The sequence below is a fragment of the Corynebacterium afermentans subsp. lipophilum genome, from assembly GCF_030408375.1.
Classification (GTDB): domain Bacteria; phylum Actinomycetota; class Actinomycetes; order Mycobacteriales; family Mycobacteriaceae; genus Corynebacterium; species Corynebacterium lipophilum.
The window spans coordinates 2078037-2095579 of record NZ_CP046530.1; the positions used below are offsets into that span (position 1 = coordinate 2078037).

At 66.6% G+C, this 17543-nt stretch carries 17 protein-coding genes; 14 read left to right on the plus strand and 3 right to left on the minus strand.

All coding sequences use genetic code 11. From position 1 onward, the window contains the following. Window positions 1-4: 4 nt before the first annotated feature. From CAFEL_RS09925 to CAFEL_RS09935, 3 genes are read right to left on the minus strand one after another with little or no spacing between them, the layout of a single operon-like run. Complete coding sequence (locus CAFEL_RS09925) at window positions 5-784, minus strand: phosphoadenylyl-sulfate reductase (RefSeq protein ID WP_194560607.1); 780 nt, start codon at window positions 782-784, stop codon at window positions 5-7. Next, entirely contained in the window at window positions 781-1041 is a 261-nt protein-coding gene (locus tag CAFEL_RS09930) for a hypothetical protein (RefSeq protein WP_035000191.1), read from the minus strand. Before CAFEL_RS09930 ends, CAFEL_RS09925 begins: the two co-directional genes overlap by 4 nt. Then, complete coding sequence (locus CAFEL_RS09935) at window positions 1038-2696, minus strand: nitrite/sulfite reductase (RefSeq protein ID WP_194560606.1); 1659 nt, start codon at window positions 2694-2696, stop codon at window positions 1038-1040. The genes CAFEL_RS09930 and CAFEL_RS09935 overlap by 4 nt, the downstream gene beginning before the upstream one ends. A 238-nt stretch (window positions 2697-2934) precedes the next feature. Between CAFEL_RS09935 and CAFEL_RS09940 the strand changes: the two genes are divergently transcribed. The 14 genes from CAFEL_RS09940 (at window position 2935) to CAFEL_RS10005 (ending at window position 17541) form a co-directional block, all read left to right on the plus strand. Next, window positions 2935-4302 carry an FAD-dependent oxidoreductase gene (locus CAFEL_RS09940; RefSeq protein WP_194560605.1) on the plus strand — a complete coding sequence of 456 codons (1368 nt, stop codon included), beginning with the start codon at window positions 2935-2937 and terminating at the stop codon, window positions 4300-4302. A 19-nt stretch (window positions 4303-4321) separates the two neighbouring features. Next, complete coding sequence (locus CAFEL_RS09945; RefSeq protein ID WP_194560604.1) at window positions 4322-5488, plus strand: alpha/beta hydrolase; 1167 nt, start codon at window positions 4322-4324, stop codon at window positions 5486-5488. Further along, the gene (locus CAFEL_RS09950; RefSeq protein ID WP_051952337.1) at window positions 5485-6621 is read left to right on the plus strand and encodes a histidine kinase; all 1137 of its coding nucleotides are present in this window, start codon (window positions 5485-5487) and stop codon (window positions 6619-6621) included. Before CAFEL_RS09945 ends, CAFEL_RS09950 begins: the two co-directional genes overlap by 4 nt. Beyond that, window positions 6618-7280 (plus strand): response regulator, encoded by a 663-nt coding sequence (locus tag CAFEL_RS09955; RefSeq protein ID WP_038613169.1) that lies wholly within the window; start codon window positions 6618-6620, stop codon window positions 7278-7280. Before CAFEL_RS09950 ends, CAFEL_RS09955 begins: the two co-directional genes overlap by 4 nt. An 82-nt stretch (window positions 7281-7362) precedes the next feature. Beyond that, the gene (locus tag CAFEL_RS09960; protein WP_194560603.1) at window positions 7363-8214 is read left to right on the plus strand and encodes an ATP-binding cassette domain-containing protein; all 852 of its coding nucleotides are present in this window, start codon (window positions 7363-7365) and stop codon (window positions 8212-8214) included. Between the two features lie 17 nt (window positions 8215-8231). Continuing rightward, entirely contained in the window at window positions 8232-8927 is a 696-nt protein-coding gene (locus tag CAFEL_RS09965; protein WP_194560602.1) for a hypothetical protein, read from the plus strand. After that, complete coding sequence (locus CAFEL_RS09970) at window positions 8924-10162, plus strand: DUF418 domain-containing protein (protein ID WP_194560601.1); 1239 nt, start codon at window positions 8924-8926, stop codon at window positions 10160-10162. Before CAFEL_RS09965 ends, CAFEL_RS09970 begins: the two co-directional genes overlap by 4 nt. 104 nt (window positions 10163-10266) lie before the next feature. Continuing rightward, entirely contained in the window at window positions 10267-11973 is a 1707-nt protein-coding gene (locus CAFEL_RS09975; RefSeq protein WP_194560600.1) for an ABC transporter ATP-binding protein, read from the plus strand. After that, window positions 11970-13922, plus strand: a complete 1953-nt coding sequence (locus CAFEL_RS09980; protein WP_194560599.1) for an ABC transporter ATP-binding protein — start codon at window positions 11970-11972, stop codon at window positions 13920-13922. Before CAFEL_RS09975 ends, CAFEL_RS09980 begins: the two co-directional genes overlap by 4 nt. A 112-nt stretch (window positions 13923-14034) precedes the next feature. Further along, a complete protein-coding gene (locus tag CAFEL_RS09985) occupies window positions 14035-15318 on the plus strand; it encodes a Na/Pi symporter (RefSeq protein ID WP_194560598.1) in 1284 nt (427 codons plus the stop codon). Between the two features lie 12 nt (window positions 15319-15330). Further along, window positions 15331-15702 (plus strand): hypothetical protein, encoded by a 372-nt coding sequence (locus CAFEL_RS09990; protein WP_194560597.1) that lies wholly within the window; start codon window positions 15331-15333, stop codon window positions 15700-15702. Next, on the plus strand, window positions 15695-16633 hold the full coding sequence (locus tag CAFEL_RS09995) for a substrate-binding domain-containing protein (RefSeq protein ID WP_194560596.1): 939 nt from the start codon (window positions 15695-15697) through the stop codon (window positions 16631-16633). Before CAFEL_RS09990 ends, CAFEL_RS09995 begins: the two co-directional genes overlap by 8 nt. A gap of 14 nt (window positions 16634-16647) precedes the next feature. Next, the gene (locus CAFEL_RS10000) at window positions 16648-16869 is read left to right on the plus strand and encodes a hypothetical protein (RefSeq protein ID WP_194560595.1); all 222 of its coding nucleotides are present in this window, start codon (window positions 16648-16650) and stop codon (window positions 16867-16869) included. Window positions 16870-16932: 63 nt separating this feature from the next. Continuing rightward, window positions 16933-17541, plus strand: a complete 609-nt coding sequence (locus tag CAFEL_RS10005; RefSeq protein ID WP_194560594.1) for a DUF1707 SHOCT-like domain-containing protein — start codon at window positions 16933-16935, stop codon at window positions 17539-17541. Window positions 17542-17543 lie beyond the last annotated feature (2 nt).

Here is a 17543-nt window from a genome sequence, read left to right on the forward strand (position 1 = left end):
CCTTTTATTCGTGCAGGCCGCACTCGGTCTTGGATGCGAACGCCCAGCGCCCGGCGCGCGGGTCCTCCCCCTCGGCCACCGGCAGGGTGCAGGTCGCGCAGCCGATGGAGGGGTAGCCCTGACGGGTCAGCGGGTGGATGATCAGGTCGTTGTCCTCTTCGAAGGCCTCCGTGTCCTCCAGCGACCAGGTCACCAGCGGGGAGATCTTCAGCCGCCCGGTGTTATCCAGGCTCAGTGCGGGCGCCTCGGCCCGGGTGGGGCCGTCGGCGCGGCGCAGGCCAGTGATCCAGCCGGCGTACGGGCTCATGTGCACCGCCAGCGGCTCAACCTTCCGCATGCGGCAGCACGCGCCGGGGTTGCGCAGGTACAGGTTCGGGCCGTACACCTTGTCCTGCTCCGGGCGGGTGAGCTGGGCCTTTGCGCGCACCAGCGTGTGCGAGGGGTAGCGGGCCTCAACTGCGTCGGCCACCTCGAGGGTCTCCGGGAAGTGGTACTCGGTGTCCAAAAAGAGGAAATCCGCGTCGGGCAGGTGGCGCTCAGCCAACTCCGCCAACACTGTGTTCTCCATGGAGAGGGTCACCACGAGTTTGCCGGGCGCGTGCTCGTGGGCCCAGCCGAGGATGTCGGCGGCGGATGCGTCGTAAAGCTTGGGTGCCCACTCCTGAACAAGCTGAGCGTTTTGCTTCGCGACGTCCTCCGGCAACGCCGCCGTCTCCCTCGGCCCCTCCGGGCTGATCTCGGGGTCGCGGAAGTTTCCTCCCGGCTGGTTGAGCAGGTTGGTCATCGCTTCTCTTCCTTCACTACTGCGGTATGCCCGTGCCGCGCCAGGGAGGCCTGCAGCGCCTCCTCCGTCGACGGCGCGGGCGCGTGCGGGGTGTCCGGATCGTCCTGGCCGTGGTACTTCACCTCGAAAACACGCAGGCACTCCCCGCATTTCCAGGCAAAGTCCGTCTCCTCGTTCGGCCAGAGGTCCTCCCCGCCACAATAAGGGCAAAACGAGGGGAAATTGCGGTTCGGATTCGGGGCTCGGCGAAAGCTCATCGCAGGTCGTCCTCGTCCGCGCGGGCGACCCATTGACGGAATGTTTCCCCGTCCTCGCGCTTGTCCACGTAGTGCTGCACCACGCGCGTGACGTAATCCGTCAGCTCGGTCGACAGCACCTTGTGGCCGCGCAGCTTGCGGCCGAAGTTCGCGCCCTCTCCAATCGTGCCGCCCAGGTGCACCTGGAAGCCCTCGACCTTCTCGCCGTCCTCGTTCGCCACCATCTGGCCCTTGAGCCCGATGTCGGAGACCTGGTGGCGCGCGCACGCATTCGGGCAGCCGTTGAGCGAAATGGTGATGGGCGAATCCAGGTCGCCGAAGCGCTCCTCCAGCTCATCCGCCAGCTCGATGGCGCGGGACTTCGTGGTCACGTGCGCAAGCTTGCAGTACTCCAGGCCGGTGCAGCTGAGCAGGCCACGGCGGAACTCGGAGGGCTTCGAGTACAGCCCCATTTCCTCCAAGTCGCTTTGCAGCTTCTCGACGTCCTCCGGTTTCACCCCGAGCAACAGCACCTCTTTAAACGGAGTGAAGCGCAGGTCGGTCACGCCGTATTTCTCCGCCAGGTCCGCGAGCGCAATGAGCTGCTCGCCGGACATGTGGCCCAGCGTGGGCTTCACGCCGATGTAGACGTTGCCGTCTTTTTGCTCGTGCACGCCGATGTGGTCGCGGTCGACCAGGTTGTTGGGGGCCTTTGGGCCGTCGGCAAGCGCATAGCCCAAGTAATCCTCCTCGAGGATGCGGCGGAACTTCTCCACGCCCCACTCCTTGACCAGGAACTTCAGGCGCGCGCGGTTGCGCAGGCGGCGGTAGCCGTAGTCGCGGAAGATGCGCACCACGTTCGCCCACACGTCCGGCACCTGTTCGAGGGTGACGAAGGCGCCGAGGGACTGCGCGAGCATCGGGTTGGTGGACAGGCCGCCGCCGACGTAGCACTCGAAGCCGGGGCCCAGCTCGGGGTGCTCGACGCCGATGAAGGCGAGGTCGTTGATCTCGTGAACGACGTCCTGGCGGGCGTTGCCGGAAATCGCGGTCTTGAACTTGCGCGGCAGGTTCTGGAATTCGTCGTCGGTGACGATCTGCTGGATCTTGCGGATCGCGGGCGTGGCGTCGATGATCTCGTCCTTGGCAATGCCAGCGACCGGGGAGCCTAAGATCACGCGCGGCACATCGCCGCAGGCGTCCCAGGTGTTCAGGCCGTGCTCCTCGAGTGTGTCCCAGATCGCGGGGACGTCCTCGATGCGCACCCAGTGGAACTGGATGTTCTGGCGGTCGGTGAGGTCCACGGTGGAGCGTGCGTAGTCGCGGGAAAGCTCGCCGACGGCGCGGGCCTGCTCGGTGGAGCAGATGCCGCCGTCGAAGCGGATGCGCATCATGAAGTACTTGTCTTCCAGGACGCTGTTGTCCTCACCGGTGAACTCGCCGCCCAGGTTCTGCTTGCGCTGGGTGTACAGGCCGAGCCACTTAAAGCGCGGGTAGAGGTCCTCGCGGTCGATCGAATCGAAGCCGCCCTTGGAGTAGACGTCGATCACGCGCTGCTTGACGTCCAGGACTGGAGATTCCTGTTTAATCTCCTCGTCGTGGTTCAGTGGCGTGGAGCCGTCGATAAGCCACTGCCCCTCCGGCTTCTTCGTCCTGGGCTTAGTGGGTGCGCTCATCTACTCTCCCTAACTAGACAACTCTGTACACCTCCGGGTGGCCCGGAGCCATTGCTGGCCAATAGTGCCGGACTACTCGGTCTAAAACAACCGGACTATCGAAAGTGCCGGTTAATGCCGTGAATGTAAACGTTTTACGAGGGCTGAGAATGAAATTATTTGCAGGTTTAAGACCACTCGGTCTATACGCTATAGTGTCCACCATCAACACACCCTTTTGCGAAAGGACAATGAACTTATGAGCCTGCGCGTCGCCGTAGTTGGTGCCGGCCCTGCCGGCATTTACGCCTCCGACCTGCTAATCCGCAACGAAGAACACGACATCCACGTCGACCTTTTCGAGCAGATGCCAGCCCCGTTCGGCCTGATCCGTTACGGCGTGGCCCCCGACCACCCGCGGATTAAGGGCATTGTGAAGTCCCTGCACAACGTGCTGGACAAGGACAAGCTGCGCCTCATCGCCAACGTCACCGTCGGCCGCGATGTCACCATCGACGACCTGCGGGACTACTATGACGCTGTTGTCATCTCCACCGGTGCTGTGCGCGACCGCGAGCTGCTCATCCCGGGTGGCGACAAGTCCATCGGCGCCGGCGAGTTCGTCGGCTTCTACGACGGCAACCCGCGCTTCGAGCGCAACTGGAACCTCGAGGCCAAGGAAGTCGCCGTCGTCGGCGTGGGCAACGTCGCCCTGGACATCTCCCGCGTCCTGGCCAAGACCGGCGACGAGCTCGCCGTCACCGAGATCCCGGATAACGTGTACGAGTCGCTGAAGAACAACAAGGCCGAGACCGTGCACATGTTCGGCCGCCGCGGCCCCGCCCAGGCGAAGTTCACGCCGAAGGAGCTGCGCGAGCTCGACGAGTCCGACACCATCCAGGTGCTCGTGGACCCCGAGGACATCGACTACGACGAGCTGTCCGAGCAGGTCCGCCGCTCCGACAAGTCCGTCGACCTGAACTGCCAGGTGCTGGAGCAGTACGCCATGCGCGAGCCGGACGACGCGCCACACAAGATCCACATCCACTTCTTCGAAGAGCCGGTGGAGGTGCTCACCGACGACTCCGGCGCCGTGACCGGCATCCGCACCGAGCGCCAGGAGCTCGACGGCAACGGCGGCATCCGCGGTACCGAGAAGTTCACCGACTGGCCGGTCCAGCAGGTCTACCACGCCGTGGGCTACCGCTCCGAGCCGGTCGAGGGCGTGCCCTTCGACCTGGAGCGCCACGTCATCCCAAACGACGGCGGCCACGTGCTGGTCTCCGCCGACGAGGGCGCGGGTGTCGAGGACAAGCTCTACGTCACCGGCTGGATCAAGCGTGGCCCGATCGGCCTGATCGGCAACACCAAGTCCGACGCCAAGGAAACCACCGACATGCTCGTGGCCGACGCCGCGGCAGGCCGCCTCGCCGCCCCGTCGCACACCGGCGCGGACGATATCTTCGATCTGCTCCGCGAGCGCGGTGTGGACTACGCCACCTGGGAAGGCTGGTACAAGCTGGACGAGGCCGAGCGCGCCCTCGGCGCCGCCGACCCGAACTTCCCGCGCGAGCGCAAGAAGATCGTGGAGTGGGACGAGATGCTGGGCCACTCCCGCGCGCAGTAGTAGCAAGTGCAACAACAGCATGCAGTGGCCCGCACGCATCCTCGCCGCCCCGCTCGCGATGATCGCGGCGCTGGCTGCCTGGCTGGCGCTCGCGCCGTTCACCCCGCACGTCGCGTACTGGGGCGCGGCATCGCTGGTCAGCCCGCAGTACGCGGGCCCGCTCCTGCTCATTTCGCTGGGCGTGGCGGCGGCGTCTGCCGCACTCGCCCGCGCCTCGCGGGCGAACCTTCTGCCGGCGGCCCTCGGGGTGGTGGCCACCGCGGCCGCCGCGGCGCTTTTCGGCGGCCAGCTGCACGCCGCCCGCGCGCTTGGCACCGATGCCGACGCGTGGGCCGCGCTGAGCTGGGCGGGGTTGGACAAGACCGCCCAGGGGCCCGACGCGACCGTCCCGTTCGACCTCTTCGGGGCCGACGAGCTGGACATGGACGTCTACCTCCCGCGGGAGGGCGGCCCGCGCCCCGTCCTCCTCTACACGCACGGCGGCGGCTGGGACCAGCTCAATAAGCGTTCCCAGGCCTACAACATGCGGCAGATGGCTGACCGCGGCTACGTTGTGGTGTCGATGGATTACACGTTGTCTAGCCGTGAGCAGCCCACCTGGGACGTCGCCGCCGGCGAGGTTGGCTGCGCATTTACGTGGGTGGGCGCGCACGCCGCCGACTACGGTGGGGACCCGGCGAGGTTCTTCACCTACGGCGAGTCCGCCGGAGGGCAGTTGCTTCTCGACGCCTCCTACGATGCCGCCGCCGGCACGCTTACCTCCGACTGCGGCGGCCGCGCCGCCGTCCCCCGCGCCGTCTATGCCGACTCCCCCGCTCTCGACGCCCGGGCCGTGTGGGGCGGCGACGACCCGTACGCCGGCCGCGGCGCGCGCGAGACGGTGGAAAAGTACCTGGGCGGCACCCCGGGCGAATACCCGGCGCGCGCCGACGCGGTGACCTCGGCGAACCACGTCACGGACCGCTCGCAGCCGACGATGATCGTGCGCAGCGCGGACGACCGCCTCGTCCCGCCCGGCAGCTACGAGGGTTTCCACGCCGCCGCGGCGGCGAGCGGCGTCGAGCTCACCGAGCAGGTACGCCCGCACGCCGACCACGCCTCCGCGCTGAGCGCCCACGGAGTGTGGAACCAGCACCTGCTCGACTCCATGACGACGTTCTTCGCGGAGCACGGGGCGGACGCGTGAGCGGCCAGCTGACCGGGCGCGCCCGCACCGGCGCGGCGGTGGCCTCGATCCTGCTCGGCGCGCTCTTCATCGTCGACTGGGTGACAGTGCAGTCGCCGGTCGGCGCGGCGGCAAAGCTGGCCGGGGCCGCCATCCTGGCGGGCGCGACCGCCTCCTGCGCCGCGCTGTGGGTCCCCGGCATCGCCGCGTGCGCCACCCTTGCCCTGGCGCTGCAGAGCCTCAGCGTCTTCCTCTACTGGGCCCCGCCGCTGGCGTTCGCCTCCTACCTGCTGGGCCTGTCCGCCCCGCGCAGGCAGCGGCCCTGGCTCGTGGCGTGGGTGCTGGGGGTCTCCACCGCCGGCCTCTACGCCCACCACCTGTTCTTCGACGCCGAGTGGCCCAGCGGCATGACCACCACCGAGGCGGTGGAGGCCGGGGTCGGCGCGACCGTGCTGTGCTGGCTGGCGCTGGGCTTCTTCTACCTGCTGGGCACCCAGGCGCGCCAGCGCCGCGAGCGCATCTCGGAGCTAGAGCAGCAGGTGGAGTTCGCGCACGTGCGCGAGCGCACGCAGATCGCCCGGGAGATGCACGACATCGTCGCGCACACGCTCGCGGGCATCACCGCGCTTGCCGACGGCGCCCGCTACGCCGCCAAGTCCAACCCGGAGGTAGCGGAGGAGGCGCTGGAGACCATCAGCCGGGAGTCGCGCACGGCGCTCGGCCAGATACGCGGGCTGCTCAGCGTGCTGCGCAGCGACGAGACCGAGCGCCCCGCCGGCACCGCGCCGAGCCGGCACGACTTCGAGGCGCTTTTCGACGACGCCCGCCGCCGCGGGACCGACCTGACCGTCGAGGGCCTCGACGACCTGCCCGCCGACCTGCCCGCGCTCACGCAGTTCACGCTCTATCGCGTTTGCCAGGAGGCAGTGACCAACATGCTGCGGCACGCGTCCTCCCCCGCCGGCGTGATCCGGTTTGTGGTGGGTGCCCACTCGATTGTGGTGGAGGCGGAAAACGCGGCATCAAAAAGCAAAAGCTCGACGGGGGGCTTCGGGCTGGTGGGCATCGAGGAGCGGGTGGCCGCGGTCAGCGGGCGGGTACGCTTCGAGCGCGACGGTGGCAAGTTTGTGCTGACGGCGGAGGTACCTCGATGATCACGGTTGCGCTTGTGGACGACCAACCGCTCGTGCGCGCTGGGTTTTCCATGCTGGTTGGCTCGCAGGGCGACATGGAGGTGGCGTGGCAGGCCGGCGACGGCGATGAGGTGCCGGGCCGAGAGGCCGCGGACGTGGTGCTCATGGACATCCGTATGCCCAGCGTCGGTGGCATCGAAGCCACCCGTGCGCTGCTTGCGGAGCACCCCGACACCCGGGTCATCATGCTCACCACTTTCGACGACCAGGAGCTGGTGCTCGACGCGCTCGATGCCGGCGCCTCCGGCTTCCTGCTCAAGGACGCCGACCCCGACGAGCTGCTCAGCGCGATCCGCGCCGTCGACGGCGGCGACGCGGTGCTCGCGCCGAAGGTGACCCGCCACGTCATCGGCGCGGCGCAGGCCCCGGAGCATCAGGAGGCGGCACGCAACGAGGCGATGCTCGAGCGCCTTACCCCGCGCGAGGTGGAGGTCCTTCGCTTGGTGGCGCTCGGCTACTCAAACGAGGAGATCGCCGAGGCCGAGACACTCTCCCCCGCGACGGTGAAGACGCACGTGCACCGCATTCTGTTCAAGACTGACTCCCGCGACCGCGTCCACGCCGTCCTCTTCGCGTTCCGCGCGGGCCTGGTGGGCACCGGCGAGTTGCTGGGCCACTAGCCGTGTACACCCCAGGGTGTACACGCCGATTTACACCCGCGGGCGGACGATTTCACCCGCGCCACGCGCGATTGTGGGAACCATGATCGAAGTTCACAACCTGACCAAACGATATTCAAGCTCCACCGCCGTCAACGCGCTGTCGTTCACCGCGCCGGACGGCGACGTCACAGGCTTCTTGGGCCCGAACGGCTCCGGCAAGTCCACGACCATGCGCATGATCGTCGGGCTAGAAACCCCAGACGAGGGCGAGGCGCTTATCGACGGCTCCACTTTCCGATCCCTCGACCAGCCCGCACGCGCCGTCGGGGCACTGCTCAACCCGGAATGGATCGCCCCACACATGACTGGGCGCGGCCACCTGAAGATGGTCGCCGACTACGCCGGCGTGCCGGAATCCCGCGCCGACGAAGCGCTCGAGGCGTTCGGGCTCGCGGAGGCGGCAAAACGGGAAGTGAAAAACTACTCCCTCGGCATGCGACAGCGCCTCGGCGTGGCCAGCGCGCTGATCGCGGACCCATCCAACGTCATCCTGGACGAGCCGGTCAACGGCCTCGACCCGCAGGGCGTGGCCTGGATGCGGGGGCGCATCCGCGAGATGGCCGCCGAGGGTCGTGCGGTAGTCGTCTCTTCGCACCTGATGAGCGAGATGCAGCTCACTGCGGACCGCCTTGTGGTGATCAACCGCGGCCGCCTCGCCGGTGAGGGCCCGCTCGAGGACTTCCTGGGCTCCAACCGGGTTGAGGCGACCTGCAGCGACCCGGCGCGGCTGGCTGAGGCCGTCGGCGGCCAGGTCATCGGCGACTCCGTTGTCGTCGACGACGCCACCGCCCGAGACGTCGGCGAGGCCGCCCAGCGCGCCGGGGTGACGGTGTACTCCCTCCAGGAATCCCGCCGAAGCCTCGAAGAAGTGTTCCTGGAGTCGACGAAATAGGACGTAGGAGGTTTTCCATGCACACACTGAAAGCAACGCTTCGGGAAGTCTTTTCCCGCCCCGCGACGCGCATCCTGCTCGCGTTTGTCGCGGCCGCCCTCATTCTCGGGCCCATGGCCGTCGCGATGCTCCTCGGCCCCAACGGTACAAGCACCGCAGACCCTGCAATGCTGCTCATCCCGGCCGCTTTGATGCTCCCTGTGGCGTTCGCCGCGGGCGCTTTCCCCGCCGGCAGCGCGCACTCGCGCGGCACGATCGGCTACGCCTACCTCGCGTCGAACCACCGCGGTTGGGAGCTCGCATGTCGCGTCGGAATCGCAGCTCTCGCCTGCATACTGACGGCATTTGCCGCCTCGGCGATCGGGCTCGGCGGCGCGCACGTGTTTGTCGACAGCGTCGCTCTGGAAGGCGCCGACAGCGCAGATATGGTGCGCGGCCAGGCCGAGCTGTGGATCGCGTACCCGCTCCTCGCGGCCCTGACAGCCGTACTGCTCGGTTCGGGCACCGCGTCCTTCTTCGTCTGGGTCGTAGAGTCGCTCATTGTGGAGACTGCCCTCGGCGCGATCAACCAGCCGTGGGCCGCGGCCCTGGAGAAGCTCCTGCCGGGCGGCGCGGCCGGGAACGGCACGGCCGGCGTGGTCACTCTTGCGGTCTGGGTCGCGGTCCTTGCCGCCGCCGCGTACGCTGCCGTGCAGCGGAGGGCAGTGAAGTGACCGCGACAGGGACCACAACACACACCGGTGAGCGCACTGCGGCCCGCCAGCGGTTCGTGGCCCCCGACCTCGCCCGCGGGTTCGCTCTCGTCGGCATCGCGATGGCCAACATGGTCACTGACTGGGACCCTGCCGAGGGCGCCGACCACGCGGCGGGCCTCGGCGGCTACAACGGTGACGGCACCGTGTTGGAGAAGCTGCTCGTCTTCTTCGAGACGCTCTTCGTGCACGTGCGCGGTTTGCCCATGTTTGCCACCCTGCTCGGTGTTGGCGTCGGCATGATCTTTGTCAGCCTCGAGCGGCGCGGCTACCCGCTGCGCGCCCGGCGCATGGTGCTCGCGCGCCGCTACGGGTTCCTGTTTCTGTTCGGTCTGGTGCATAAGACGCTGTTTTTCACCAACGACATCATGACGGCCTACGGCATCGCGGCACTCATCCTGTGCTTGTTCATCGGGTGGAGCGACAAGGCCCTCTACGCCCTCGCAGGTGCTGCGTTCGCCCTGAACGCGGTACTTCGGGCACCTGGCGTATTCGCCGCGTTTTCGTCGACAGCGGAACCAATAGACGGCAGCCCCGCGCGCATCGTCGACCTCAGCGACCGCATAGCCGCGGGCCTGACCAACTTCTGGGTGTACCCGGCAATGGGCGTGATCGAGATGCTCGCCTTCTTCCCGCTTGTCGTGGTCGGGTTCGTCTGGGGCCGCCGCGGTATCTTCGGCGACGTCGACGGCAACTCCCGGATGCTCCGCGGGTGGGCGATTCTTGCAGCCGTAGTTATCGCGGCCGTCGGCATCCCGTGGGGCTGCGCGGAAATCGGCGCGCTCGAACCCAGGTGGGCTACAGGGCTCAATGCCACCAACGAGCTCGTCGGCATGCTCACCGGCCCCGGCATCCTCGCTGCCATCTCCCTCGCGTGCCGGCCGTTGCAATCGCGTATCAACGCCTCCGGCTCCCTCCCGCACCTAGCCCAACCGCTCGTGGCGCTGGGGAAACGTTCCATGAGCGGCTACCTTGCGCAAACGATCCTCTTCATCCTGACAACCCAGCCCGCGTTCTGGTGGGCGACCCGCGACGCAGCAATCTCCGGAAAGCTTGGCTGGGCGGTGCTTATCTGGCTGGCCACGGTAGCTGGTGCGTGGGCACTTGAGAGGGCTGGCAGGCCGGGGCCGTTCGAATGGCTGCACCGTCGCCTGTCGTACGGCAAAAACGGCCTCCCTGAGCACTACAACGGTTAGGCGCCCGGGCAGACGCGCCCGGACGGCACCGTGCCCACGCTCGAGCCGTGTGCGATGCGACAGAAGTCTAGGATTGCCCCGGGCAACGAGAAGAAGGGGCATACGTGGATCTCATCCGTCTTACCGCGCGCTTCGGCAAACCCTACGCCGGCAAGATCGCGCTGGTCATCGCGCTGCAGCTGGTCACCACCCTGGCCACGCTGTACTTGCCGGACTTGAACGCGGACATCATCAACAACGGCGTCGCCCAGGCGGACGTGCCGTACATCTGGCGCACCGGCCGCACCATGCTGGTGGTGGCGCTGGTGCAGGTCGCGGCGGCGATCGCGGCGGTGTGGTTCGCCTCCCAAGTGGCCATGGACACCGGCCGCGACATCAGGGCCGCCGTGTACAACCGGGTGTCCGATTTCGACAGCGAGGACATGGCCCGCTTCGGCGCCGCCACGATGGTCACGCGCGGCACGAACGACGTCCAGCAGGTGCAGATGACGTTCCTGCTGTTCATGAACTTCATGGTCGCAGCACCCATCATGGCCATCGGCGGCATCATCATGGCGCTGCGCCAGGACGCGGGCATGTCGTGGCTGGTGGTCGCGGCGGTCATCGTCCTGGCCGTCGTGGTGGGCATCACCGCGGCGATCCTGATGCCGCTGTTCAAGCGCATGCAGAAGAGGCTCGACGCGATCAACGGTCTGTTGCGCGAGCAGATCGCGGGTATCCGCGTGGTGCGCGCGTTCGGCCGCGAGGACTACGAGGCCGAACGGTTCACCGAAGCGAACCACGACATCACCAGGCTGAGCCTGAACATCGGCAGGGTGTTCGTGACCATGTTCCCGGTGATCATGCTCATTCTGAACCTCGCCACGGCCGCGGTGCTCTGGTTCGGCGGTCACCGCGTGGACGAGGGCCTGGTGGAGGTCGGCTCACTCACCGCGTTCATGCAGTACCTGATGCAGATCCTCATGGCGGTGATGATGGGCGTGTTCATGCTGATGATGCTGCCGCGCGCGATTGTTTGCGCGGATCGCATCGAGGAGGTGCTCGGGCATGAGGTGAAGGCGTCGGTGGCCGAAGGGGCGTCGATAGGCAAAGGCAACGTGCGCTTCGAGGATGTCTCCTACACCTACCCGGGCGCGGAAAAGCCGGTGCTGGAGGGCATTTCGTTCGAGGCCCGCCCGGGGACCACGACCGCGATCATCGGCTCGACGGGCAGCGGCAAGACCACGCTCGCCGGTCTGCTGCCCAGGCTGTACTCCCCGACTTCAGGACAGGTGCTTATCGACGGCCATCCGGTCACCCGCATCCCGCGCCAGGAACTGGTCAAGGCCGTCGCGATGGTGCCGCAGAAGCCGTGGCTGTTCTCCGGCACGGTGGCGTCAAACCTGCGCATGGGCAACCCGGACGCCACAGATGACGAGCTGTGGGCGGCGCTGCGGACCGCGCAGGCAGAATTCGTGGACGATTTGAACATGCCGATCTCCCAGGGCGGCACCAACGTCTCCGGTGGGCAGCGCCAGCGCCTGTGCATCGCGCGGATGTTTGTGGCGGATCCGAAGGTGTACGTCTTCGACGACTCGTTTAGCGCGCTGGACGCGACCACCGAGGCGAACCTGAACGCGGCGATGCGCGAGATCGTGCAGGAGCGCACCGTGATCGTGGTGGCGCAGAAAGTGTCCTCGATCAGGCACGCAGACCAGATTCTGGTGCTGGAGGCCGGGCGCATCGTCGCGCGCGGCACCCACGACGAGCTGCTGGAGACCAGCGAAACGTACCGGGAGATCGCGGCGAGTCAGGCGGAGGTGGACGCATGAGCAACCAGCACGAATCCGGGCTGACAGACGACCAGCTCGCCGAGTACGAAGAGAAGATGGCCGGCGACGACTACTCCAACAAGGCGCCGCGCAAGGCCAAGCAGTTCTGGCCGTCCGCGAAGCGCCTGCTGGGGTTGCTCGCCCCGTACAAGCTGGCGCTGACGGCGGTGTTTGTCATGAACGCCGTGTCGGTGGTGCTGGCCGTGTACGCCCCGCGCGTGATGGGCCGGGCCATGGACGTGATCTTCTCCGGCGTGATGTCCAAGCACATGCCGCCGGGCACCACCAAGGAGCAGGCGGTGGAGGGGCTACGCGCCGCGGGCCAGGACCGCTTCGCTGACATGGCCTCGGCGATGGAGCTGACTCCCGGTAGCGGCATCGACTTCGACCGGCTTGGCAAGCTCATCGTTGCGGTCCTGGTGCTCTACTTCGCGGCGTCGCTGCTGATGTGGGCGCAGGGCGCGATTTTGAACAAGCTGACCATGCGCGCGGTGTTCAACCTGCGCGAGCGGGTGGAGGCGAAGATCAACGCCCTGCCGCTGCGCTACTTTGACACCCGCCAGCGCGGCGACGTGATGAGCCGCACCACCAACGACGTGGACAACGTGCAGCAGGCCCTGCAGCAGTCCCTGTCCTCGCTGTTCAACGCGATCCTGACGGTGGTGGGCATCCTGGTGATGATGTTCGCCATCTCCTGGCAGCTGGCCCTGGTGGCGCTGCTGGCCATCCCGCTGACCGGCCTGGTCATGGGTTTGGTGGGCACGCGCAGTCAGAAACAGTTCACCACCCAGTGGAAGGCCACGGGCGACGTCAACGGGCACGTGGAGGAATCCTTCTCCGGCCACGACGTGGCCGTCATCTTCGGCCGCACCGACGAGCTGCGCCGCACCTTCGACGAGCGCAACAACGAGCTCGCGGGCGCGGCACAGAAGGCGCAGTTTTTGGCCAACTCGATGCACCCGACCATGCAGTTCATCTCGTACCTGTCGTACGTGGCCATCGCGGTGCTCGGCGGGGTGAAGGTCGCTTCGGGCAAGCTCACGCTCGGCGACGCCACCGCGTTCATCCAGTACTCCCGCCAGTTCAACCAGCCGCTCGGCGAGATCGCCGGCATGATGCAGATGCTCCAATCCGGTGTGGCTTCCGCGGAGCGAGTCTTCGAGCTTCTCGACGCTGAAGTAGAACCCGCAGACAGCACCAAGGCCCGCATGGACGGCCGCGCCGAGGGCCTGGTGGAGTTCCGCGACGTGTCATTCTCCTACACCGATGAGCCCCTTATCCGTGATTTGCACCTGCGGGTGGAGCCGGGGCAGACCGCCGCGATCGTCGGCCCCACCGGCGCCGGCAAGACCACGCTGGTGAACCTGATCATGCGCTTCTACGACGTCGATTCCGGCGCGATCACCCTCGACGGCACGGACATCCGGGAGTACTCCCGCGAGGACCTGCGCGGCCAGATCGGCATGGTGCTGCAAGACGCGGTGCTGTTCAAGGGCACGATCATGGACAACATCCGCTACGGGCGCTTGGACGCCACCGACGAGGAGGTCATCGAGGCGGCGAAGGCCACCTACGTGGACCGCTTCGTGCGCTCGCTGCCGGACGGCTACGACACGGAAGTCGACCAGGACGGCGGATCCGTCTCCGCTGGCGAGCGCCAGCTGATCACGATTGCGCGCGCGTTCCTGTCGCAGCCGGCGCTTCTGATCCTGGACGAGGCGACCTCGTCGGTGGACACCCGCACCGAGGTCATGGTGCAGCAGGCCATGCACGCGCTGCGGTCCAACCGCACCTCGTTTGTCATCGCGCACCGCCTGTCCACCATCCGGGATGCGGACGTGATCGTGGTGATGGAAGACGGACGCATAGTGGAGCAAGGTTCGCATGCGGAGCTCGTCGCAAAGCAAGGTGCGTACTGGCGCCTGCACCAATCCCAGTTCAGCGAGTAACCCACAGCAAATTCACACGTTTCCCAAATGTTCACCTTGCGGACACCGTTCTATTAACGCGGCGGCCATACGCTGGCGGGCGAACCTATGTCAGCTGACTGATTGGGAAACCATGAAACGTGAAGAAACCGGCGGATCCTCCGTCGTCACGGCCGACAACACCGGCCGCACCGAAGAAGACGAGAACAAAAACCTCGAGGACCTCGACGTCGACGACGACAGCGAGCGCAAGGACCCGCTCGGCTTCCTCCCGCTCGACGGCAAGGCCAAGGAGATCGCCAACTGGATCGCCGTGATCATCGGCATCTGGATCCTACTCAACGGCGTGGGCATGATCGGCGACGGCTTCAAGGGCATCGCCGGCGACCGCGCCGAGGAGCTGTTCTCCTTCGCCGAGAACCCGTTTGTGGGCCTGGCCATCGGCATCGTGGCCACCGCGATCATTCAGTCCTCCTCCACCACCACCTCGATCGTGGTGGGCATGATCGCCGGCGGCCTGCCGCTGAACATCGCGATTCCGATGCTTTTCGGCGCGAACATGGGCACCTCCGTGACCTCCACCCTGGTGGCGCTTGGTCTGGCAGGTAACAAGAAGCAGTTCCAGCAGGGCTTCTCCATGGCCACCGTGCACGACTTCTTCAACCTGATCGCCATCCTGATCTTCTTCCCGCTGGAGATGATCACCGGTTTCTTGGGTAAGACCGCGACGGCGATTGCGCCGTCGCTGTCCGGCTCCGGCGAGGGCGTGGTCTCCGGCATCTTCGAGTCCATCGGCGACTTCATCGACATGATCACCGAGCCGCTGGTCGGCCTCGCCAGCAGCCTGGTCGAGCCGCTGGGCGACGTCTGGGGCGGCGTGGTCCTGGCCGTGCTGGGCATCGCGCTGATCCTGTTTTCCATCCAGTTCATCGGCAACATCCTCAACGCGCTGCTGGTGGGCAAGGCCCAGGACATCCTCTACGCGGCCCTGGGCAAGAACGCGTTCATGGGCGTGCTTTCGGGTGCCGCCATCACCACCCTGGTGCAGTCCTCCTCCACCACCACCGCTCTGACCGTGCCGCTGGCCGCGTCCGGCAAATTCAAGGTGCGCACCCTGTTCCCGTTCGTGGTCGGCGCCAACATCGGCACCACCGTCACCGGCCTGATCGCCGCGTTCTCTGCCTCCGGCACCGAAGCTGAGGCCGCGATGGCGGGTGCCCTGGTACACACCCTGTTCAACACCTTCGCCGCGATCCTGATCCTGGGCGTCCCGTTCTTGCGCAAGCTCCCGCCGAAGGGCTCCGACTGGCTCGCAGCCATGGCAACGAAGAACAAGCTCTACGTCTTCGTGTGGATCGGCGGCGTGTTCTTCATCATCCCGATTCTGGCCGTGTTCATCTCCAACGCACTCTCCTAAGGAGCCTCCAAAATGACTACTCCCGAGAACCCGACCAACACTGAAAACACCCCGGGCGAGACCCCCGACCTGACCCCGCTGGCGCAGGACCTGATTAACCGCGAAGCCCCCGATGCCGAGCTGCACGCACTACTGCGCGAGCTGGAGGAGACCGCAGACGAGCTGCGAAGCGAGCTCGAGGCCCGCCTGGGCAACCGCGACAAGCTGGAGGGCGAACAGGCCCGCGCCCACCGCAAGATCAACCCCAACGTCACCCCGGAACAGGAGGAAGAGCTGAAGCACTTCCCCGAGTACTGGGCAAACTCCAAGGGCTCCTGGAGCAACCTGTTCAAGCTGCTGCGCGAGCTGCGCAACGAGATGCGGGAAGGCAAGGGTAATGCGTAAACAACTCACCGCGGCTGCTGCTTTGGCCGCCGTCGCTGCCCTTGCCGTCGGCTGCGGCAACGACACCGCCCCGGGCGAGGACGCCATCAAGGTCACCGGCTCCTCCACCGTCGAGCCGATCACCAGCTACATGGCCAACCGCTACGACTTCGACGTGGACATCGACGCGGTCGGCTCCACCGACGGCTTCGAGGTGTTCTGCGCCGGCGACGCCGACATCAACGACGCCTCCGTGGCCATCCCCGGTGCCGGCGCGGACGTGGACTACCAGAAGCAGTGCGCCGATGCCGGCGTGAACTTCATCGAGCTGCCCATCGCTTTGGACGCCATCACGCTAGTCAAGCACCGCGACAACGACTGGGCCCAGGACCTGTCCATCCAGCAGCTGCACGACATCTGGGCGAAGGACTCTTCCGTGACCAAGTGGTCGGACATCGACCCGTCCTGGCCGGACGAGGAAATCACTCTCTACGGCCGCCCGGACGGCTCAGGCACCCTGGGCGTGTTCGAGCAGCTCGTGCTCGACGGCGACGAGATCCGCGACGACTACGAGTCCACCGACGACATCCAGGAGCTGTCCAAGTGGGTCTCCGAGGACGTCAACGGCTTGAGCTTCATGGGCATCGGCAACTACCTGGCCACCGAGGATCCGACACGCAACCGCATCGACAATGTGCTTGTCGACGGCGTGGCACCGAGCGTCGATGAAGCAAAGAGCGGCAACTACCCGCTGTCGCGCCCGCTGTTCATCTACGTCAACGAGGACTCCGCAAAGCGCGACGACGTCAACGAGTTCGTCACTACCTACCTGGACAAGGTTGAGGCCGTGCTGCCGCGCGTGTACTTCTACCAGCTGCAGGAAGACGAGTACGACAAGGCGAAGAAGCGCTACGAAGACCGCGAAACCGGCGCTGACGAGCGCTGGCAGTAGGTAGGATCAAGCGCATGACTACCGAAAACGAAGGCCTGTACACCAACATCGAGACTGAGAAGACCGCTGCCGGCCAGGACGCCGCGGACACCCCGAACCAGAACATGGACACTCTCCCGCTGGGCGAGGGTGTGCGCACCGTCGAGGAAGCCGAGAACCACGAGGACAACGCTCGCTGGAACGACGGCAACCTGCCACGCAACGAGGCCCGCGACGGCTCCCGCGAGGACAACTAACCGCACGCGCAAGCGCCGCCCCGGACGTGCACGACAGCCGTCCGGGGCGTTACTATATGCGGCGTGAGCACCCCATACGGCAACTTCAGAATCGGCGACCAGGAGCGGATGGACGCCATGGACACCCTCGGCCGCGCACTCGGCGAGGGCCGGCTCAACATGGGCGAGTTCGACGACCGCTGCCGGCAAGTTGCCGAGGCGCAGGTCCACGCCGACCTGGAACCGATTCTCGGGGATTTGCCGCCGCAGCAGCAGGCCGGGGGCGCCGTCGATAGGCAAGAAGTGCACCCGGGCGACGTGTTTTACAGCGGCCGCGAGATCATGCAGGCGCGGCGCTCCGGCAAGCGCATGCGCGCGGGCGTGTTTTGGCTGGGCACGGTGGGCGCGTTCGGGCTCACCGCGCTCCACCCGATTTTTCTCCTGCTCATCCCCACCCTGTTCATCCTGCTGTACGTGATGAAGGTGGGCCCGGACTCCTGGTACACCCCCACCCTGCGGCAGCTGGAGCAGCAGCGCCGCCAGGAAATCAAACGCCGCCAGCTGGAAATCGAATCCGCGAAGGCACACCAGCAGGCCATGATGCGGGTGCAGCGCAAAGACCAGTTCAACCAGCTGACCTCGGACGCGCTCGATGTCGCACAAAACACGATAAACCGCTTCCGCAAACAGTAAAG